18 protein-coding genes and 1 pseudogene are annotated in these 20796 nt (G+C 46.7%); 3 read left to right on the top strand and 16 right to left on the bottom strand.

Annotated features, from left to right (window positions below):
- The first annotated feature begins 49 nt into the window (after window positions 1–49).
- On the top strand, window positions 50–1048 hold the full coding sequence (locus tag WFJ73_RS13490; protein ID WP_336773553.1) for a Ger(x)C family spore germination protein: 999 nt from the start codon (window positions 50–52) through the stop codon (window positions 1046–1048).
- Window positions 1049–1120: 72 nt separating this feature from the next.
- Here the strand turns inward: WFJ73_RS13490 and WFJ73_RS13485 are convergent, their stop codons facing one another.
- From WFJ73_RS13485 to WFJ73_RS13470, 4 genes are all read right to left on the bottom strand, one after another.
- Window positions 1121–2224, bottom strand: a complete 1104-nt coding sequence (locus WFJ73_RS13485; RefSeq protein WP_336773552.1) for an ATP-binding protein — start codon at window positions 2222–2224, stop codon at window positions 1121–1123.
- 368 nt (window positions 2225–2592) lie between these two features.
- Window positions 2593–2976: a DUF302 domain-containing protein gene (locus WFJ73_RS13480; protein ID WP_336773551.1), complete on the bottom strand. Its 384-nt coding sequence runs from the start codon at window positions 2974–2976 to the stop codon at window positions 2593–2595.
- Between the two features lie 30 nt (window positions 2977–3006).
- A complete protein-coding gene (locus WFJ73_RS13475) occupies window positions 3007–3711 on the bottom strand; it encodes a VIT1/CCC1 transporter family protein (RefSeq protein ID WP_336773550.1) in 705 nt (234 codons plus the stop codon).
- A gap of 37 nt (window positions 3712–3748) precedes the next feature.
- On the bottom strand, window positions 3749–4105 hold the full coding sequence (locus tag WFJ73_RS13470) for a DUF2231 domain-containing protein (RefSeq protein ID WP_336773549.1): 357 nt from the start codon (window positions 4103–4105) through the stop codon (window positions 3749–3751).
- Window positions 4106–4403: 298 nt separating this feature from the next.
- On the opposite strand from WFJ73_RS13470, the gene WFJ73_RS13465 reads away from it, so the two are divergent.
- Entirely contained in the window at window positions 4404–5219 is an 816-nt protein-coding gene (locus tag WFJ73_RS13465) for a polysaccharide deacetylase family protein (protein ID WP_336773548.1), read from the top strand.
- A gap of 212 nt (window positions 5220–5431) precedes the next feature.
- Here WFJ73_RS13465 and WFJ73_RS13460 read toward each other — a convergent pair whose 3' ends face one another.
- Window positions 5432–5734 carry a histidine phosphatase family protein gene (locus tag WFJ73_RS13460; RefSeq protein WP_336773547.1) on the bottom strand — a complete coding sequence of 101 codons (303 nt, stop codon included), beginning with the start codon at window positions 5732–5734 and terminating at the stop codon, window positions 5432–5434.
- A gap of 11 nt (window positions 5735–5745) precedes the next feature.
- Window positions 5746–6048 carry a histidine phosphatase family protein gene (locus tag WFJ73_RS13455; RefSeq protein ID WP_336773546.1) on the bottom strand — a complete coding sequence of 101 codons (303 nt, stop codon included), beginning with the start codon at window positions 6046–6048 and terminating at the stop codon, window positions 5746–5748.
- Window positions 6049–6824: 776 nt separating this feature from the next.
- Here WFJ73_RS13455 and WFJ73_RS13450 point away from each other — a divergent pair.
- Window positions 6825–10259 (top strand): S-layer homology domain-containing protein, encoded by a 3435-nt coding sequence (locus WFJ73_RS13450; protein ID WP_336773545.1) that lies wholly within the window; start codon window positions 6825–6827, stop codon window positions 10257–10259.
- 492 nt (window positions 10260–10751) lie between these two features.
- On the opposite strand, the gene WFJ73_RS13445 is transcribed toward WFJ73_RS13450, so the two are convergent.
- From WFJ73_RS13445 to WFJ73_RS13400, 10 genes and pseudogenes are all read right to left on the bottom strand, one after another.
- Window positions 10752–11825: a Gfo/Idh/MocA family protein gene (locus tag WFJ73_RS13445; RefSeq protein ID WP_336773544.1), complete on the bottom strand. Its 1074-nt coding sequence runs from the start codon at window positions 11823–11825 to the stop codon at window positions 10752–10754.
- Window positions 11825–12826 carry a Gfo/Idh/MocA family protein gene (locus tag WFJ73_RS13440; RefSeq protein WP_336773543.1) on the bottom strand — a complete coding sequence of 334 codons (1002 nt, stop codon included), beginning with the start codon at window positions 12824–12826 and terminating at the stop codon, window positions 11825–11827. The genes WFJ73_RS13445 and WFJ73_RS13440 overlap by 1 nt, the downstream gene beginning before the upstream one ends.
- A gap of 649 nt (window positions 12827–13475) precedes the next feature.
- Window positions 13476–13679 (bottom strand): annotated as a pseudogene (locus tag WFJ73_RS13435) (thioredoxin reductase); the annotation flags it as partial.
- Between the two features lie 41 nt (window positions 13680–13720).
- Entirely contained in the window at window positions 13721–14104 is a 384-nt protein-coding gene (locus WFJ73_RS13430) for a nuclear transport factor 2 family protein (RefSeq protein ID WP_336773542.1), read from the bottom strand.
- Between the two features lie 167 nt (window positions 14105–14271).
- A complete protein-coding gene (locus tag WFJ73_RS13425; RefSeq protein WP_336773541.1) occupies window positions 14272–17931 on the bottom strand; it encodes an endo-beta-N-acetylglucosaminidase in 3660 nt (1219 codons plus the stop codon).
- A 288-nt stretch (window positions 17932–18219) separates the two neighbouring features.
- Window positions 18220–18723, bottom strand: a complete 504-nt coding sequence (locus WFJ73_RS13420; protein WP_336773540.1) for a DinB family protein — start codon at window positions 18721–18723, stop codon at window positions 18220–18222.
- A 111-nt stretch (window positions 18724–18834) separates the two neighbouring features.
- Window positions 18835–19137, bottom strand: coding sequence for a Dabb family protein (locus tag WFJ73_RS13415; RefSeq protein ID WP_336773539.1), 303 nt, complete (start codon window positions 19135–19137; stop codon window positions 18835–18837).
- 79 nt (window positions 19138–19216) lie between these two features.
- A complete protein-coding gene (locus WFJ73_RS13410) occupies window positions 19217–19609 on the bottom strand; it encodes an SMI1/KNR4 family protein (RefSeq protein ID WP_336773538.1) in 393 nt (130 codons plus the stop codon).
- Between the two features lie 184 nt (window positions 19610–19793).
- The gene (locus WFJ73_RS13405; RefSeq protein ID WP_336773537.1) at window positions 19794–20144 is read right to left on the bottom strand and encodes a hypothetical protein; all 351 of its coding nucleotides are present in this window, start codon (window positions 20142–20144) and stop codon (window positions 19794–19796) included.
- Window positions 20145–20323: 179 nt separating this feature from the next.
- Entirely contained in the window at window positions 20324–20776 is a 453-nt protein-coding gene (locus tag WFJ73_RS13400) for a VOC family protein (RefSeq protein WP_336773536.1), read from the bottom strand.
- Window positions 20777–20796 lie beyond the last annotated feature (20 nt).

Here is a 20796-nt window from a genome sequence, read left to right as displayed (position 1 = left end):
TTCTTTGTTGATACTCGCGTGCGGTTGCGTCCTCTTACCGGAAAACAATATGATTGAAGAAATCACGCCGATCATTTTCTGGTCCGTGCAGGGAGGAGGAGAAGATGGAAAGATTTCAATCAGCACGATCGTCCCTCCTCTAATCAAGGAGAAGAAACGAGTGCTTAATCTTAAGGTCTCTCTATTAAACGAAGGCAATAAAGGGTTTAATTTGACCTATTATAACGAACTGAAAGCCGGCCAAATCCGCTTGCTGTTCGTGGACGAAGCTTATGCGAAACGGGGGCTGACCCGTCTTATCAATACCGTTCTGACCGATCCGAACATTTCGCAACGGTTGTATTTAGTCATCACGAAAGGCAACTTTAATGAATTCCTCGCCAAACACTTGGATGAAACAGACAATATTGATTATTACCTTTATCGTATGTTCAAACATTACGAGAAGAAAAAACAAGGCGAAATTACTGTCGTCAATTTGCACCAGTTTATGAAAATGTTGTACTCTCAGGTTTCCGATCCACAGCTACCAGTATTTCGTGCGGAAGGCGAACAGTTTCTGTATGAAGGCACAGCATTTTTCGACCATGACAGTATGGTTGCGGAGATACGTGGAAAGGACGATCAAATCAACCAATTGTTGTATAGGGACAGATTCGTACGATATTTAGTCCTTCCTGACCTCTCGGTTACGCTAGGACATATTCGCGCGCATACCCGTAAGAAACTAACCCCGGATTTATCATCCCTGTCCATCGAAATCGACGTGAAGGGAAGAATTGATGAATTGGATTCACTCGCAAAAATCGAGGATGACTTCCAATATGCCGCTCTTACACAAAAAATCGAACGGTACTTGGAGGAGAATGTCATCCGCTTGCTATCCCAAATGCAAAAATTACAGATTGACCCCCTTCAAATCGGAGGGTTGACTGCTAAACCGTTCTCCGAACCAATAACCAGAGATACATGGGATCGGCATTGGTCTACTATGAAGATTAATGTAAGAGTGCGGCTACATTTAGAGCCTCTGACGAAGGTGAAATAGGAAGTTGGAATCTTGATCAGGGACTGTTGCTGTCTTATTGAATTCAGAGGGAGATCACAATAGTTTCAAATTCTAATCCCTTTTGAGGAATGAAGAGTAGGTGGGTAAAATCACATCAACAATGGTACCTTCATTGACCGTGCTTTCGATGTGGATACTCCCTCCGTGTTCGTGAACAATCTTGTTGCTGACCATTAGACCTAATCCAGTCCCCTTTTCTTTGGAACTATAAAAGGGTTCTCCAATGGATTTAATTCGTTCCGCCGAAATGCCACTTCCCTGGTCTATAAATCGAAATTTGATAAACTCTGAATTGTGGGATAGAATCTGTGTTTTGATGATTCCACCGTTTGGCATAGCGTCAACCGCATTCTGTAGAATGTTAATAAACACTTGCTTGATTTGATTCTCATCGCAGTAGATACGTGGTACTTCCGAGTCGTGTTCTTCAATAATATTAATGTTGTTTAAAATGGATTGTGTACTGAATATCAACACCACCTGTTGTAAAACAACTTTAGCTTCAACTTCTTTCATTTTCGGAGCTTGGGGTTTGGCAAGTGTTAAAAATCCCCATAATATAGTTTCCAATCTCCGAACCTCAGATAGAATCATTTCAATATACTCGGGTTTTTCTTTACCTTGGTGTAACAGCTGGGCGAATCCCTTGATCGAGGTTAGAGGATTTCTAAACTCATGTGCAACTCCTGCCGCCAATTGACCTACTATCGAAAGCTTTTCAGTTCGTAGAAGGAGTTCTTCTGCCTTCTTTCGTTCCGAAATATCACGAGACCCGTACACGCATTGCACTACTTTGCGATTTTCATCAAATATAGGAGTGCCCCTGGTCTCAATATATACCCAACTGCCATCTGCTTTTTTACACCTCCACTCAAAATCAAACCTTGATTCTAATGTAACCATGTCATCGAATTGTTTCTTAACGTACGCAAGATCGTCAGGATGAACGAAATAAAAAGCAGAATTTCCTTCAAAATCACTGGATGGAAACCCCAAGACCAATTCATGGGACGGCGAGGCATATAGAACTATACCTTCCATATCCACGACACCGACTAAGTCCTGGGTATTTTCGGCAACAAAACGATACTTTTCAGCCGTTTGTGGCGGGGTCCAATCGGGATGCTTCATTGGGTCAAATAATTGTTTGGTCACACTTTATTCCTCCTATAGAACATTCGATCTGTTTTCCAATTTCGAGAAAAGATTGAGGAATGTATAACCGAAGTAGTCATGATCACTGCAGTATTATGTTAATCGGCGAGTGGGTCCAACTCCAATTTAGTTTTATGCCTTAATATTACCATATTTACACATTAAATCATGAGTAAAATAGAATGAGTTGTTGGTACTAAACTGCCCGAGGGAGCTTATTAAATCTTGCATTTTCGGGATTTCGGGGCTGTATAGAAGTTCTTGTCCAAATACGGCTTTGTATAGAAGTGCGATCTCCTTGTCGTAACACTCTAATAAAAAACGCAAGTTCACCAATAGTGAGCCTGCGTTCTGATTATTGTATTTAATTAAACACTCTTATCAACACAAGCGGTCAACCGCTTTTCGATATCGGAAGCAATACTCATCAAGTCTTCATTCTCGACCAACCCAATCAAGGCCGTCGGTTTCGGCATGCCGATCCTAGTCGTTCCATTCTCTACATATACGGCCAATTTGCAAGGGAGAAAGTAACCGATCAGTGCATTCTCAGAAAGCACACGCTTGGCTTCAACCGGATTACAAACTTCTAAAATTTGATAAGACATATCAAATTCGACACCCTTCTCTCGCAGCTTTTCCTGCATTTCGAGCTGCCACAGCACACCGAATTTCTCAGCCTTTAGATTTTCCGTCAGTGTCTCGACTGCTTGTTCAGGTGTCTTGGTTGTTTGAACCGTATAATGGAACATTAAGTAATCGCCCCCATAATATTTTGTTTTTCAGGCAATGAGCCTAGCTACCAAAAAAGCTGTGGCAGCAGCCAATCCACCGACTAGTGTGGTTTGAGCAGCACTCTTTAACGGTTTGGAGCCTGTAAATTTACCCTTTACGTATCCGAAGACAAATAACGCTATTAATGTCGCTACAACAGAAACCATTAGAGCCGTAACATCGTGATGAATAATCATATATGGAAATAACGGAATGAACCCGCCTACGATATAGGATAATCCGATTGTTATCGAACTATTACGCGCCCTCTTTGGTTCAGGCTCTTCAAGTCCAAGTTCATGCTTCATCATGAAGGAAATCCAACGATCCGGATCGCTGCTAATTTGGTTGACGGCCGATTCAACGAGATCTTCTTGAAGCCCCCATTCCCGGAACACCTCGGCTACTTCTTCTCTTTCATAATCAGGAAGTTCGATGATCTCCTGCCGCTCTCTCTCTCGTTCATTCTCATAATGCTCTTGTTCGGTTCGAGCCGCTAGATACCCCCCTAAACCCATCGCTATCGAACCGGCTGCGATCTCTGCCAAGCCAGCAACAACAACAATCTGCGTCCCAGATACAGAACCCGAAAGACCAGCTGCAAGAGCAAAAGGAACCGTCAGTCCATCCGACATACCTATCACTATGTCTCTGATTAGAGCGGTCGCTGTAAAGTGTTTCTCGATATGCTTGTTTTTTTCCGGATGGTTCAAATTGAAAGCCTCCTTGTGCATTTGCAGTTATTAGATACTAATCATGATTTCCTTTCGGAGGGTTTACCATTACGTCATTTACTTTCACACTTATACCGTCTTCATACACCATTTTTCCGCCATAATAGCCAGTACCCAAGACTAAACCGCATGAGACAATAGCAACTATAAGATAAATAACGAGATTTAGCTTAGCGAAGGATTGTTTGCCGCGAAGCAGCAATAACAGTCTAACCACCACCATGATGCTAACGACCCACGCCGTAATGTCCGCTAACGTACTGTGAGTTTCCAAGAAAGCAGTATTGCCTCTAGCGTCCTCTTCAGGACCAGTCGCCACGGAAAGCCATGCAGATAATGCAGCGCCAACCCAAATCCAAAGCCCTTGTTTCAATGGAAGAGACCCACGCCGAACCCTTCCATCATACGGAACGTCAGAGCCTCGCATTTATCCGTTACACGATAGGTATCCAACTGCTTTTGCTATCATCCGCAAATCTACCCTAATTTATCCAGTATTGGACGTGAGTGTGATGAAAGATGAAGAACATTTGCCCATTAATTAAACAACGCGCGATTGGACTGAATGTATAATCCGACACCTAGAAAACGATACTAAACGATCAGTTTTTTTTAGTTAATTAATAAATAAATCCCCTTTTCGCACAAGAACATAGAGAGGAAGTATTTTTTTGAAAGCATACACTACACATATTGTTCTTTGGATACTCATCCTTTTGATTACTGGTTGCGAAGCAAAAGCGAGTCCACTCCCCCAAATACAAGCTGAGGAAAAATTAAACAAAGTACTCCCCCATAATACCAAGCCGATCAAAATGGTCTCCCGAGTCCTCTCACCTTCCATTCCCATCTTGATGTATCATTCGATTGGCTCCAAATCGCAAAGTACGCTTTATGTACCCCCAAAGGTATTCCAAAAGCAAATGGAGTATTTAAAAATGTCTGGATATCATACAATTTCATTTAAAGATCTAAAAAGCTGGAAAAAGGGAGTAGCAATGCTAGATAAACCGATAATAATTACGTTTGACGATGGTTACTCTGACAATTTTACAATCGGTTATCCGATATTGAGAAAGCTAGACATGAAAGCAACGATCTTCATTACGAGCGATTTTGTCAGCACCACTAATCATTTGAGTTGGGATCAGTTGAGAAAGATGGAAGAATCAAGCTGTATTGAGATTGGTGTGCATACCCGACGACACGTAAATTTGATAAAACAGAATCCGATGCAGCTTAAGGACGAGATTTTGGGAGCTAAGAAAAGAGTTGAGGAGAAATTGGGGCATGAGACGATCGCTTTTGCCTATCCGTTCGGTAGAAACAATCGCAAAGTAGTGAAGGCAGTTAAAGAGGCCGGATTTGAATTTGCCGTAACAACACAATCTGGCCTAGCGGAACAGAAACAGGGATTTCTGACACTGAGTCGCATTCGAATAACCGGGAGTCAGTCAATGGCTGATTTTGAGCGGATGTTTCCTTAAATGCCATATATCACAAAATGGTGATCAAATAGCTCCGGAATATTGAATGGGGTCTCTCTATCCGTTGATTTTTCAACCGTTGTCCTAAGTTCGCCATCCACTTTTAACCCAGGATAAGGACCAGCGGTTTGTGAAAAAACAGCAGCCGAACTTTATATGCCGGCTGCTGTCGTGTTGTTGAGCTATAGTCTCCCGTTTAACGTAATATATCCTCAAGCATTTAGTCGTAGTAGAGACTTTTCTTCTCCCCAATGTACTACTGTTAACCCACAATTATCAATATGTACTCTTTTCATATATTCTTGATCTATTTTAAGCACAGAAATTAATACAGCGCATATAACTCCCCAGTGTGTCACCACGCCAATATGCCTTCCGGCGTGGTTTTTTGCGAGTTCGTTCAACATACTTTCAACACGGTTAGCTACATCGAGCATACTTTCTCCACCTGGATAAGGAGTGGAATACCAGTCTTGCTGGTCACTCTCCCACCACTCAGGATGTGCTTGTTGCATTTCAGTCCAGGTTAATCCTTCGCAAACTCCACCTTGCGCTTCTCGCAAACTCCACCTTGCGCTTCTCGCAAACGAAAATCGCTTTTTATTTCGCTTATCCCTAACTTCTCAGCGAGAATTTCCGATGTCTGCAAAGCTCTCCGAAGATCTGAGCTATAAATTGAATCTAATTTTATTTCATCAAGTTTTTTAACCAATATTTGTGCTTGTTGTAATCCGACCTCATTAATGGGTACATCAAAGTGATCCATGAGCCTCTTTTCCTTATTCCAATCCGTTTCACCATGTCTCATAATATATAAAGTAGCAGACATTTGAATCCCCCATTTGAAAACAGTGAATATACACCAAAAATATAAGCATTTTAGAGTATTCGTGAAAATCTTATATTCTCCTTATTGATCGCTTTACATCTGATTCTATATAAGCATTCCTCTCCAGAAAGATGAGTTCGATACTTTTCCACTAATCTGTCCTTTGTTCAGCTATAAGCAGCCGAACTTTATATGCCGGCTGCTGTCGTGTTGTTGAGCTAAAGTTCCTCGTTAATTGAATAAATCATCCCAATTCCACCAAATCTATCTTACAATTTCTAATCAAGATTAAGCTCGTAATTATACGTCCATCGTCTATTAGCGTTTTCCATATAAATAAGATCTTGGAATACATCATCGCCTTCTGCAACACCTTCTGTCATATCGCTCCAACTAAGTGTCCCTTGGACAACAGCTTCATTTTTTCCAAGAAAGACGACTCGTTCATTAGATAATTTGTATCTATCGTTGCTATGTGAGAATCATCCTATAAGGTTTTCTTTCCATGTTTCTGACCCAATGACAATACCTTCCCATTCTTTAATAAATGACTTAAAACATCAGCATTTATTTGAATTGAATCATGATTGATTATTGTTAAAGATTTCTATGAGAAAGCATTTCCATTTCCATAGATTCTATATTCTGACAGGTTGTAAACCTGGTACATATACCACATCATATAGTTGGGCGTTTGTCAAATTGACAATGTGTCCGAATACGATGCGGGTAAGCCTTGGGCGCACCGGATCGAAAAATAAGGAGGATTTTCATTTATGTCAAAACGATTTGGCAGAATGCTCGCGTTCCTCTGTTGCTTGGTAATGATGGCGTCGCTAATGACTGTCAGCTTTGCCGCCGCCTCTGGCAACATCAAGTACGCAGAAGCACTTGATGGCGACCTCAATTCTACAACTCTTACAAGCTTGCAGTCGAATGAAACGCCGACCGCCATTTTCGGAACTCCCGAGCTCGGGTCAGACGACCCACTGTGGGCCAAGACAATGGAGCATCTCATCAACAAAAGCACTGTACCCGACGACCCCAGACCCCATGCCACGGGCACAGCCAGAATCCTGTGGGACCACGACTACCTGTATGCCCGCGTAGTTGTGAAGGACAGCAATCTATATAAGGGAGCCGGCGGAGATTACCAGTACGATAGCCTGGAGTTTTATGTCGGCAACGGATCCGGAGGCTCAAACCAATGGCGTGTCAGCGCGACGGGCGTGTTTTCAGGGCAGTCCGCTCCTGGCAGAGCTGCGTGGACCCAGATCACGGATACAGGATATATCGTGGAGATGAGAATACCCAAAGGAACCTTGACCTTACAGGAAGGCAAGCTTACCTTTGAGGTCTATATCAATAACTCGACGGACAAGGGCGGTGATCGCTATGAAGTCGTTTCCTCTTTCGGAGTTCCGGACGCGGGTTATTCCAGCGATGCTTCATTTAGAGACAGCCTGCAGCTCTCTTCAGCCAATGAAGTGGACACCAGATTCTCAATCACCGCCACGGCGGGATCGGGCGGTACAATAACGCCGAACCCACCCGGCGATGTTCTGAGACTAGCTAAGGGCTCAAGCAAAGAATTTACGTTTACCCCCAATCACGGCAAAATTGTGGATACCGTAACGGTAGACGGCGAGGCCGTGACTCTATCTGCTGCTGGCACTTATACCTTTCTAAATGTTGCGGCTGACCATACCATTCACGTGACATTCAAAAACGATCCGGAGGCGAAGCAGCTTCCCTTTATCGTATGGAATGACAACTTTGCCCGTGGTGAGTACACGACGGCTGTCATCATTGACTTAGGCGATGGGAAGGCGGCGTTAAGCTCCGAGCTTAATCCGAGCTTGTTTACCGTCTCGGCTAGGAACACGACCCTCAGCGGCGACTCGGTGACCTTTGAAGGGACGCGCAAGATCACAAGGGTATACGCCAACAATGAACCAAAGGTACGCGGTTATTTGGGGACGGTAAGCCATTCACCGGATTATCAGGAAGGACTGGCAAGCGGCCGTTACATCGTAGTTGAGTTTGAGTTTTATTCAGAGAGCGGCGGCAATATAACGCTGGATGGCAACAGTAACTCGACCAAGCAGGTTTACAACATCGTCCAGAACGACAAGATCGCACTGACAGATGGGAGTTCGCTTCGCAACGTGGTTTTTGAACAGGACAAAGTTGTGAATCCGATCCTTGACAAGTTTACAACACCTACGGGCGATTCGGTCAATCGCGCGCTCTACCTGCACAAGGATAAAAACGGTAAAGTGGTGCAACGATTGCCGCTGTATGTCTATACTCACGGCAGGTCACGCGGCGGCACAAACGCAGAAACAGACCAAAAAGCCGCCATGAAATCCGCCAATGGCTCGGTCGCTCTAATGAAAAAAATGGAGGAATATCCCGAGAAATACGCCAGCCATATACTGAATATTTCCTATAATGGCACATCTACTCCCTCTACAGCCAATGTTAAGAAGGTTATAGACGACCTGGTTTCCAGCGGCGCAGTAGACCCTAACCGTATTTACGTGGCGGGCTTCTCGTGGGGCGGCCTGTATACGAACAGCTTAGTTAACGACTACCCGGGCTTCTTCGCGGCCGCTGCGCCTATGTCTCCGGTAAACGGATCACCGAACGCGAGCACCAACGACGCTCACGCCAAACTGGCCTATTGGATGTTTATCAATGCGAATAACGTTGGAATATACCAGACTAACCTCGCTACCTTCATAAACACCAATATGCCGAAAATGACCAACGCGAGAGCTTCCCGCTTTGAGAGCAATGAGGCTCTTACATGGCCCTACAATCAATTTGATCAGCCGAGTCAGAGGCCGAATCCGGACAACACACCTGCCCTGCCTGATTATATAGCGCACGAGGTTGAAGCTGCGGTTCTTTACAACCAGATAACGATGGGGACTTGGAGCATAGCTCCCACGGCGCAGTCCTCTAACTTGCCGGCTTGGAAAAATGACTACACCGACGTCTTTGATTGGATGTTCGCGCAGAGAAAAACGGACGGGCCCGGTGCTCCGGGCGGCTTCAAGGCAACGGCGGGTGACGGTCAAGTCACATTGAGTTGGACTGCTCCGGCTGACGACGGTGGCAGCGCGATATCGAGTTACAAGGTCTGGTACGGCAGCGAGACGCTAGTCACACTGGGTGCGGCGGAGACCCAATATACCTTCACTGGCCTGACAAACGACCAAGGCTACACCTTCAAGATCGTTGCGGTAAATGCGAAGGGCGAAGGCGCGGAGATCAGTGCAACGGCTACGCCGACGAAGCCGACAACTCCCTCTGTGCCCAATCCTTCTGGTGGCAACAGCGGAAATACGGGCACCGGGACAGTCGCGGGATCGAAGTCGAACTACACTGTGAATACACCTAAGGATAAGCCCGCGGTCACAGACAAAAACGGCAACACAACCCTTCCCGGCGGCGGCGAGATTGCGACCAAGGGTGGGACGAAGATTAAGGTACCCGAAGGCACTACCATAGACTCAAACGATAAGGCGACCATTCCGGCGGGCAAGAGCGCCAAAGTGACATTACCCGGCGGCATGTCGCTGAACATCCATGAGGGTACGGAGCTCGTGTTCGATGACGACACCCGGCTGGGCTTCCTCGTGATGTCGGGCAATCCTTACAAGGATGTCAACATGGACGACTGGTACTACAGCTACGTAAACTTGGCCTACACATACGGTCTTTTCAACGGCACGACGTCCACGACGTTCTCACCGGGCACCTCAATGACGCGCGCGATGTTCGTGCAGGTACTGGCCAATCTTGAGAACGTAAACCGCTCCAGCTACACGAGTTCCCGCTTTAGCGACGTGACAGACGGGCAGTGGTATACGGCGGCAGTCGAGTGGGCAGCCGAAAGCGGCATAGTCAACGGTATAAACGCAGACCTATTTGACCCCAATTCAACGATGACGCGCGAGCAGATGCTGGTGATACTGTATAACTACATGAAATACAAGGGCTATAAGATACTTGAAAGCCAATCTAAGTCCTTCGCGGACGAGAGTGAGATCAGTTCATGGGCGCTCAAGGCCGTTCAGGCGCTGCAGGACATCGGCATAGTATCAGGCAAGCCGAATAACCTCTTTGACCCCAAAGCCACCGCCACCCGCGCGGAAGTAGCCACTATCTTTGTCAGGTTCGTCGAATATCTGGCTAAGTAAAAGCGTAAACAGAAAAATGCAGACCCTTCCGACTGGACAATATCCAACCGGAAGGGTCTCCTTCTATTTTACAAAGAAATCTTAGGACTTAATTAATTGATTTCGGTCTGTCGTAATTAAACGTTCCGCAAGCCCATTCCTTAACGCCATACTTAATTGAGTTTTACCTGACAACTTCCCTGTCTCTATTTCGTCTTTGGCTCCAACGTCAAAAGGATTTATCGTCAGAAGAATTCCTCAAGTTAGTGGAGAGCCTATATTCAAGAGGGATTACGCCCAACTTTAAAGAATAAGTCTGTTATTCAAACCAAAATCCATATGTTGTATAACAAAAAAAGCCGCAGTTTATGCGACTTCGGTTGCATAGATGAAGTTGTAGACCGACAGGTGGTTATAGCAACTTCATTGTAAAGATGTTTTTGTCAGTCCTACATCCGTCCGAGCGAAAGAAAGGGAAGCGGTCTCCCGTCCTCCCCTTCCCGATCCGTCCGGTCAGTCGAAGAAGACCGGTTTCCCGGTTCCGGCAGAGATATAGACCGCCTCCAGAATCGCCGAAACAACCATCGCCTCTTCAGGCTTTACGAGCGGCTCCGTATCGTTCACGATGCAGTCGATCCACTGCTTAGCTTCATACTCGAAATCCGTTAGATTCTCGCCTCTGAATCGTTCCCTTGCCTTCGGATCCACGTCGATGACGTTCAGGAACAGGCTTCCATCCCGCTCGCCGTTGATTCGCAGGCCGCCGTTGAAGTCCGCTCCACCTTTCGTGCCGCACAAATACGACCCTTCCGTCTTAGCAACATTGAGTGCCCAGCTGGTTTCGATCGAAACGACGGCACCGTTTTTGAATTTCACATAGCCGAAGGCCGAATCCTCCACTTCAAATTCCTTCGGATTCCAGGAACCCCACTCGTTCGCTGCGTTCTCCGTATACTTTAATTTGTGGAAGACGCTGCCCACGACGCTTTCCGGCTCGTAATTATTCATCAGCCAGAGGATTAGATCCAGAGAGTGTGTGCCGATATCGATCATCGGACCTCCGCCCTGCTTTTCCTTATCCAGAAACACGCCCCATGTGGGGACGCCCCTCCGTCTAGTCGCGACCGCTTTGGCATAATAGATATCGCCAAGCTCGTCGTTCTCGATCATTTTCTTCAGCAGTTGGGACTGCGCCTTGCTCCGGTTTTGGTAGCCAACCGTCAGCTTCTTCCCGGTCCGGACATGAGCGTCATACATGGCTTTCGCTTCGGCTCCGGTCTTTGCCATCGGCTTCTCACACATCACATGCTTCCCGGCCTCCAGAGCCGCGATCGAAATCTCAGCATGCGAGATATTTGGCGTCAGAACATGAATGACTTCGATTTCTTCCATGGTGAGCAGTTGTTTGTAATCCGTGAATACCTGGGCGCCTGGCACGCCGTACTTTTCAGCGGCTTCGCGCGCGCGTTCCTCGATCAGATCGCAGAATGCAACCATTTCTGCCTGTTCTACTATGGCCAGGCTTGGCATATGCTTGCCGTTCGCGATCATGCCGCATCCAATGATTCCTAACTTGACTGTACGCATTACTCAGATCCTCCCGGCTGCAAGAATTCGACCGTTCTTCGTTCGCGATGCGCAATATAAGCCGTTTCTAACAGCTCCGTTAACTTTGTGCCATCCTCCAGTCCGAAGGGCATCGGCACGTCGTTCAGGACGCCGTTCACCCATTGAGTCAACGGCAGCGGCTGCGCTTCGGGCAGCCGGTAAGGAGAAATCCAGCCCTGTAGCGGAGAATCGGAATTTTTGGATGCGACTTGCACGCTGTCTCCGGAGATGATGAGCGTTCCTTCCGTTCCGTACAGCTCGAAAGCCGGCGGCGTCCGGTAAGTGACCAGACTGGTTTCCAGCAATGCGACCGCATTGTTCGCGAACTCAATCGAGCATTGCGCGTTGTCTTCGACTGCCCGGCCCGTGAAATAGTTGAACATCGACGTGATGCGCTTCGGCTGGCCAAGCATCCAGCTGGCTAGGTACATCGGGTGGCAGCCAAGATCCATCATGGCGCCCCCGCCCGTTAGTTTCTCGTCGTACCAATAGTCGGGTAGCCAATTGCGAAGAGCGCCGTCATGGCCGTTTCGAATGCGCAATAGTGTGATTTCGCCGAGTTGGCCCTCGTCCAGCAGCTGCTTGGCGAACAGATGATGCGGCCTGGTCCGGGCGGGGAAGGAAATGCAGAATTTGACGCCCGCCTGACGGACAGCCACCGAGATAAGGTCGCATTCCGCGACGGTAAGCGCCATCGCTTTTTCGGTGAAAATATGCTTGCCCGCGTTCGCTGCGGCAATCATCACATCGGCGTGCATGCTCGTGGGAGCATCGATGACTACGGCGTCCACGTTTTCTCTGCGGAGCAGCGCATCAAGGTCGGATTCGAACCCGGCTCCGAGTTCTTTCGCCCAGGCGCTACCCCGTTCCTTGTTCTCATCCCATACGGCCGTAATGTTAACGTTCTCAAGCGATTGCAGGTGCTTGGCGTACCCGTCGGCATGAACATGCCACTTGCTGAGCATGGCGACATTTAGCATTCGAGAATCCCTCCAAGTTCATGTAATAAAAAGGCGGCTCGCTGCTTATTCGACTTTAGGTGCATGCGTCTTGCAAAGGTTAGTCATGGCAAGCAGTCACAGTGGAAGCGGTCAATGAATGGGAGCAGTCAGGTCAGTGAGGGCAATCAGACAGTGAGCTGTCAATCAGCGGCAGGGGCAGTTAATGGTATTTGAGGACATAGGCTAGATCTCCGGCATTGAATTGACGGACGGACGGCCGAGGTTGAAGAAGTGTACGGCAACAACCCTCCGACTTCATGAAACGGAAGATGGATAATAGGCATCCACGCCGACCGGTATGTTCGGGTCTCGGGAATAAATGAATCTGAGTCAGCGCGGACTTGAAAGGCAACACCTCTCTTTGTGCAGCAGAATCAACTCCAACACATCACGTGCAAGTAGAATATATCATATATATTAAATATGTAACAATATTACATAAGGACAGAAAAACAATGAGATCGCGACGAAGAATTGGATCCTGCGAAATCTAATAGGACTAAATACTGAAGGGAGCGCACGACAAGAACTTTTATACAAAGAATAAAAAAAGCCGCAGTTTATGCGACTTCCGTTGAATAGATGGTCTTGTCGTCCGACATTACTCAACTGATTATCCGGGCCTGCAGATATGGGTAATCGTCACCCGTTCAATCATCTTTCCGTTGCCGCTGTATAATTGCGTGACTTCATATGGCGTAAGCACATCGACAGAAGATTCCTTCATTCGAACAATATTTTTCTCATGTCCGCCGAAGCGTTCGCGCCTATGTACGACTGTGACCGGAGCAGCGATGGGAACCAGCTCATTCGCCCAATCGACATGTTTATTAAAGTAACGTTCCGCGATATCTTAATCATCCCACTAGTCTCTCAACTGTAATCCTCAATCAATGAGATTTTTCCTTTCTTAAATTCGAACGATGACTTTCCTTTTAATTGCAGCTTATCTCCGCTCTTTAATCCATTAGGAAAATCCACGGCAAGAATACCTTCATAATCGATTCCGACAACGACTTTGCCATTTATAACATTGTAATCGGTAATTGTCTGGCGACGGCTGGAGAACATCGTTGACGACTGTTCGGCCAGCTCCCTAAATGCGTGAACCCCTCTGGTCTCCGATGTGGCTTCTCCATTCGAAATATTCCTAAATAGGATGTCCTTATGCAAGAGTTCAACCATTCTTGCAATTTCAAACGAATTGTATGCTTCAATATATTTTTCTATGATGTCCCTTTTTTCATCACGAACCATAATTCTATTCCTCTCCTTTACATATAAAAATATCATCGTTTATATAAGGACATATTACCATATATTGCCGTTATTCTACCTCTTAATTCAACAATAAACCGGCAACAGATCAATGGTCTGTTGCCGGTTTATTGTTTTGGACTATTGTCTCTATTGATATGCTTCAGTTACTGATGCTGCTTGATAAGGAAAGCAGCATCCCGAAGCAGACATGCCGCTGCTTCACTTGAAATATGTTTTCCGCTTTGTGCGCTTACTTCGTTCACGAAGCTGTTTAAATTCCCATTTTCAAGCTTCTTCAGCAAGCTGTTTGCGATACCCTCGTTGTCAATCGATCCTTTCGCTCTGAATCTGTCAACCAGAGCACGCAAGGAATCGATGCTTGCCGTCGTTTGAAAATGAACCGTAAAAGTACCAGTATTCCCCGCATTGTCGCTTGCCTCCACAACCAAGACGTGGGTTCCGAGCTTCAGCCTACTCAACTCCAACGCTTCTCCCGGCTGAAGCTGCACGCCGTCCAGCGTAATGATTGTTTTGTCCGCATCCACGCCGGAACCCGCATCCGCGACGACAATTTGCGGTATGATCACTTGGTCATCCGTAAACGCTTCTCCGTCATTTATCGAAACGGTTACGGCTGGCGCTGTCATATCCAATTTAATGAGGCTTTCTTTGGCTGTTTCGATGTTTCCCGCGGCGTCCGTTGATCGGTAGATGATCGTAGTAGCCGTGTCTTCATTAATCGTGACAGGTCTGGTATAAGTCAGCCAGGACACCCCGCCGTCTACGCTGTATTCCATTTTTACTACGCCCGACAAATTGTCCGAAGCCGTCAGTTGTAGCTCGACCGGGTGTACATACCAGCCGTTTTGCCCGTCCGGTTCGGAAGGAACCGTTGTAACCTTCGTTACAGGAGCTGTCTTATCCAGTCCGGCCACCGCTTGATCGATTACCCGCTGAATCGCGGCGCTGCTGAAATAACCGTTTACCGGCTTGCCGCTGACGATCGCCTGGGCAACGGCGAGTTTGTCGTCGCTGCTAAGCAAATTCATTTTTGTCAAATCCAAATGAAGACCAGGCGATGCAGGCGTGCCAAGCAAATTGAGCACATCCCCGGCAGTAGACGCATTATTGAGACTTAAGAACGCGGGATTGATCGAATACCCTTTGATCTCAAATTCATAGATCCGGGCCGCTATGTCGCTTGTGCTGGTCGGCTTTGTCACCCACAACCGGATATACCTTGCTTCCGACAGGTCGATCATATGCTGGGTCAGCCCCTTCGTATTTCCATGGACGTCGACGACGTCCCTCCAGTTCACTTTATCGTCGCTGAGCTGGATTCTATAATCGTACGTATTCATACTGACCGCTTCACCGCCAAGCTCGGCATGCGAGATCGCAATATCGGTTATGGCAAAATTACCACCCAAATCGCTCACTAGCCAGTGCGGCCCGCTGCCGACGTTGGCGCACCATTTGGTTTTCAAATTGCCGTCAAAAGCGAACTTCGCAGCTTCGGATGACGCACACGTCGAGCTCGCTGTTGCAGTCTTGTTCAGCGCGAGATTGAACAAGCCGCCCGATACCGCCCAAGTCACGTTAATTTGCTCCGTATGCACGTCCTCGCCCGAGCTGTTCGAGGCGGTTAGTATTATCGTATATGTCCCCTCTTGGTCATAGGTGACGACAGGATGCCCCGAGCTGTTATCTACATGGCCTCCTGGTACATCCCAGTTGACCGAATCAGCCGTTTCTGACGACAGATTGATCAGGTCGATCGGCTGACCCGGAGCCGTATACCGCTGGCTTACGGTGAAATCCGCGACCGGCTTCGGATATTCCGGCCAGTTCAGTGTGACGGTCGCCGGGGCGCCGTGCCTGAAGTCGCGATCGATCCCTACGATTTGCAACGTCGTTTGCATTTCTTTGCCGATCCGATTAATTTTGGATACGTAATAAGCGTCGTTAGGCGTTGCGCCGAGAAATTCGCGCGTCCCGTCCGGCTTCAGACGATAGATTTCGTACAACGCGGCAGCCGGGTCCGTCTTTGTCCATGTCAATCGGGCATCCGCGATAATTCCTCCGGTAAATTCGTTCACCATCGCAGGTGCACTCGGCTCGAGAGTCTGTGAAGGCTGCCCGGCTCCGCCCGATACGGACAGCTGCCCGATATTGACGGTGTAGCCGCTAATAACCGTGTCGCTCGCGAAGCCGAACCCGATGGCGGCAATCCGCTTACCGGCATATTGTCCGAGCGGTATCGACTTCGTGGTCCACGAACCTCCCGGCGCGTCTCCCGCATCCAGGTATACGAACTGATTCGGATCATCCGAGAAAGATATTCCAACTTGCATATGCGAGGCGGTAAGGCTCGGGTCCGCCAATTTGAACGCAATGCCCACCTTCGTGTTCGAACCTACCGGCAGATCGGTCTTGTAAAGCTTGATCTGCGTGGCATTCGCCGGGCTAAGGTCGCCCGATACCTTAAGGGAGCTTCCGCCGTAATAGGCGGTTGCGAAATCGATCTCCGGCTTCAGAGCGGTGCCTGTGCTGTCCGCGATCCAGCGCCAAGTCGGCATTACGTCCTGCAGGCTGCGGTTGTTCCAGTCCGTGCTTCGCAGCACTTCGCCGTTAACCGCAAATATATGCCCCTGCCCCGTATTAAAATTCGTTACGAACGGCAGACTCGTAACCGGTGTTTTGTCTGAAATGTAATTCGCGATTCCCGGCCATGATGTACCGGGAGCCGTACGCCGCGGATCGCCATTCGGACCGACCCAGAACTTGTTCTCTCTTGCATAGTAGTCCGCCTGACCGGTTGACGATTTATAAGCCCAATCGGGACGGTACAAGCCGAGTGAAGTAACCGCCGGACCTCCGGATGGGAAGATGGAGCTCCATCTTGGGGAGGAATTGTATCCGCTTGCTTCCACATCGATGCCGGCATACAAGTCGTACGGACTTCTGCCGAGGCTCGTTGCCGCCAAGTTCGAAGAACTCAAACTGTTCGTACTCCATCTGAAATCGAGAAACATGCTGTCGGAAACTTTTTCGTTATCCTGGAAAAACACTTTGTTGTTTGCGTTGAGCGCGCCTTGCCACGAAACGGATCCGCTGCCGATCATGGCGTCGTACCACATGATTTTCATGTTTTCGGGCTTTTTGGCCTGCAAGTATTTGAGCATTTGCTGCATTTTGGTCGCGGTCGCCGTATTCCCGCCGGCCGTCTCCTGATTGATGAACCAGCCGTCGAACCCGTAATAATTCGCAACCTCGATCAATTTGTCCGCAAAAGGGAACGAGCCGTCCGGATTTTGCACCAAGGAATCGTTCACCCAACCGATTGTTCCGCCGTATGCGGTAGGAGGATAGAAGATCGTGCCCAGAATGGGAACGCCGTTCTTATGCGCGGCATCGGTCGCGTCCGCGCTCGGAGGCACGATAATGCCCTCTCCTGAAGATCCGGCCCAATCGACAAGCATATCGGTATACTGCCAATATTGAAAAGCGTAAGTATTAAATTGATCCGAGCCTTGCGATGGTGTTCCGCTCGTATGATCGGCCATTGATGAAAGCGCTACCAGTTTAGGGGTTAAAGCAACGTTCGGATTTACCTGATAGCCGGTATAGAGGCTGGCAAGCGGTATTCCCGACTTGTTGAACGCGGCGTCCTTATCCGTCTCGGGAGACCATTTCAGCAGGTCCTTCGGAAACCAGTAAGAGGAATACGGCTGCTCCGCATGCGCGGACGCGTGCCAAATCATGCACGAGGCTATAAACACGGCTGCCAAAGCGAACATTCTTCGTATGAAATACAATCTCATCCTTCCCTTCTATCCTCGACTAATAAAACACTTCCATTTAATCGAATAAAGCTGCTTGCTTGCGCTCTGTTCAATTGCCGGTTTACAAACGCATCGCAACCCTCCCGTCATCTGTTTTGTTTTTTTAGATCTTACTGACGTGCAGGAATATTTTACTTCAAGCCCGTTCTGTAAAATAGTCAAAAAACGATAGAAAGCAGAGGACGAATTATAGGTTTTTATACAGACGACAAGAACTTCCTCATAGCGCAAACAAGCTGCCGATTATAAACCGGCAGCTTGTTTGTTTCAATCCCACACTAAATTCCCTTTTCTCATTTTTGCTATATATATGATTTGTCCTGTATGGGTAGGTAAATGTCTGAATTGATGCAAAAGCATTTCTAGAACGGTACATTGATTGTTCAATGCACCAGAGTCGAATGGCGGGTAATGTAAATACGGTTGTTCCAACAATCTCTCAGGGTTTGTTTTCATTAGTTCGAGAACCCCAATAATAGAATCATAGGAGTTCTTCGAAATTTCCAGTGCTTGATCTTTCGACATCTGCAAGCCTCGTTCGAATTCGATGCTCCTGTACTCATTCATTGGAGCGCCGTAGTAAGCGACATCAAACCAATAACGTGCTGCCCCAGATATATGCGCTATCAAATTAGCTATGCTATTGCTTTCTGACGTCGGCGACCAAGAAAGATCCTCTTCGGATAATTGCTCAATCACAATTCGAGTCCATTTCTGATCCGCTTTGTATTTATTTAATAGCAAATCAATAACAATATTAGAACTGTCCAAAGTAATACCTCCCCATAATCCCGAAATTAATTAATGAGTGTATAGCAAGCCGATCATTATCACCTGCGAGGATATCACCGAACGGGTAGCGTTTTTGAATAAGAACATGAACTAGATCTTTGGATAATCAACTACTACAACATTTTCCAGGACACCATCTAGTGATTTTACAAATTCCTGATGGACAGGATGAGGTCCATATGACCGAAGGGATACAAGGCTATCAAATGTAACCCGTAATCCAAGCGTGTAGCCGTGTATATTTTCCTTTTCTTCCGTTACATTGAGGCCTGCACTTATATCGAGAATTCCTGGAATACGTTCCTTAAACCCCAGCAATTGACTCAACAGTTCCTTTTGCTTGGCAGGTGTGATATTAGTATTGAATTTGAAAACGACGAGATGTTCGTACATAACTTTTTACCTCCATTTATATTATTAATTGGTTATCGAGTTAAAGTAACGTTTTTCGTTGGAGTTGAAAACCAAATGCTTAATAGGCCATTTGACAACCGTCTTCGATCCAGTTAGCGATATCGGCAGTTACAAGGACGCCGTTCGAAGGGTTCATATCTCCAGCATCAACAGCAATTATTTCTGTCGAGTCTTCTTCAAATGGCATCAGTAATACAGTACCTCCGCTATCGTCCCCGATTGCAACGAAGCCTTTTGCATAAACTGCTACTTCCCAGGTGGAGTTACGTTCACTCAAATCTTCAGTACCATAAAGACACACACCATTTTCAAGTAAACAACCGTTCAATCTTTTTAAAAGCATTTTGTAAAGAATCGGGAGCCTGCCTCCTAACTCTTTTTCAGCTTTAAGAAGCTCTAATTCTCCTGCACCTTCATATTTCTCGGGACCATTTAGTTTTGAGAAATCCATATGTACACCCCTCATAGAGAAATTTAATTGTTAGTTTTAAATCGTTTTTTTAATTGATCTATTTGTTGAAGATCATCTTTTGCAATCGACAGTTCTTTTGTGCCCTCTTATCCTGACCTTTACTTCTACAAAAATGGCAATTGGTTTTCCGGTTTAGCTTCCATTTTGTTTAACTGTCCCAACACTAAATAAAATAAGAAACAAGTGAAAAGGCCAATAGAACCATAATAATCAGTATAAAAACAATTGCAAAACTTTTAATAAAACCATATAAAAACGAAGGCTCATTGTTATTGCGCGGACCAAGATAAAAATCTCGGATCCATAGAACAACCGTCGTTGCTAAACTCACTTTCACAGCGAATCTAAGTAATTTAAGCAAATACTCCCGCATCGGGATTGAATAGCTAGTAGTCACATTAGCTTCTACATGGGTAATCGTATCTGGAATAAAGACAATAGCCAGGGCTAAACCAATTAAAAACCCGTATAATGCTCCCTTCACCAATCTTTTTTCGATTTCAATAACCTCCATTCCATTTTTATCTTCTAAATCTATTGTTTGATTTCAATTATCTCTTGCTAGTTTTTATTCTACCACATATTGGAACTGTCCTTCCTTGGGGAGAATACGTTTCTATTGGAAACGAGCAAAAGAAAACCACCACTTCACAATGCCTTGGCGGTTTATTTTAGTTGTCTATTAAACGTCGCTTATTTATTACCGAGTTGTTCAGCCAATCCGATTAGATGTCCTTCTTTTCCCCGAATGTAGCAGAGCCGATACGAGTTTTCGTACTGAACCACTTCGCCAACGAGCTGAGCACCATGCTTAGCGAGTCTAGACACCAACTCGTCAATGTCCTCCACGGTGAACATGACGCGTAGATAACCGAAGGCGTTTACAGGAGCAGTCCGGTGATCTGATATGGTAGCTGGGGTGAGAAATCGCGAAAGTTCAAGTCGGCTATGGCCATCAGGGGTAACCATCATAGCAATCTCTACACGCTGCGTACCGAGCCCGGTTACCCGGCCGGCCCACTCACCTTCGACAGTAGCTCGCCCTTCGAGCTTCAAACCAATCTCCTCGAATAATGAGATGGCGTCATCAAGGGATTCTACAACAATGCCAACATTGTCCATTCTAAGCAATTTGTTTTTTGCCATCGTTTTATCTCCTTATGTGT

This window comes from Paenibacillus sp. MMO-58, assembly GCF_037146255.1.
In the GTDB taxonomy this organism is placed as follows: domain Bacteria; phylum Bacillota; class Bacilli; order Paenibacillales; family Paenibacillaceae; genus Pristimantibacillus.
Note: the sequence above shows the minus strand (reverse complement) of the source record. Positions and strands in the feature narration are given on the sequence as shown.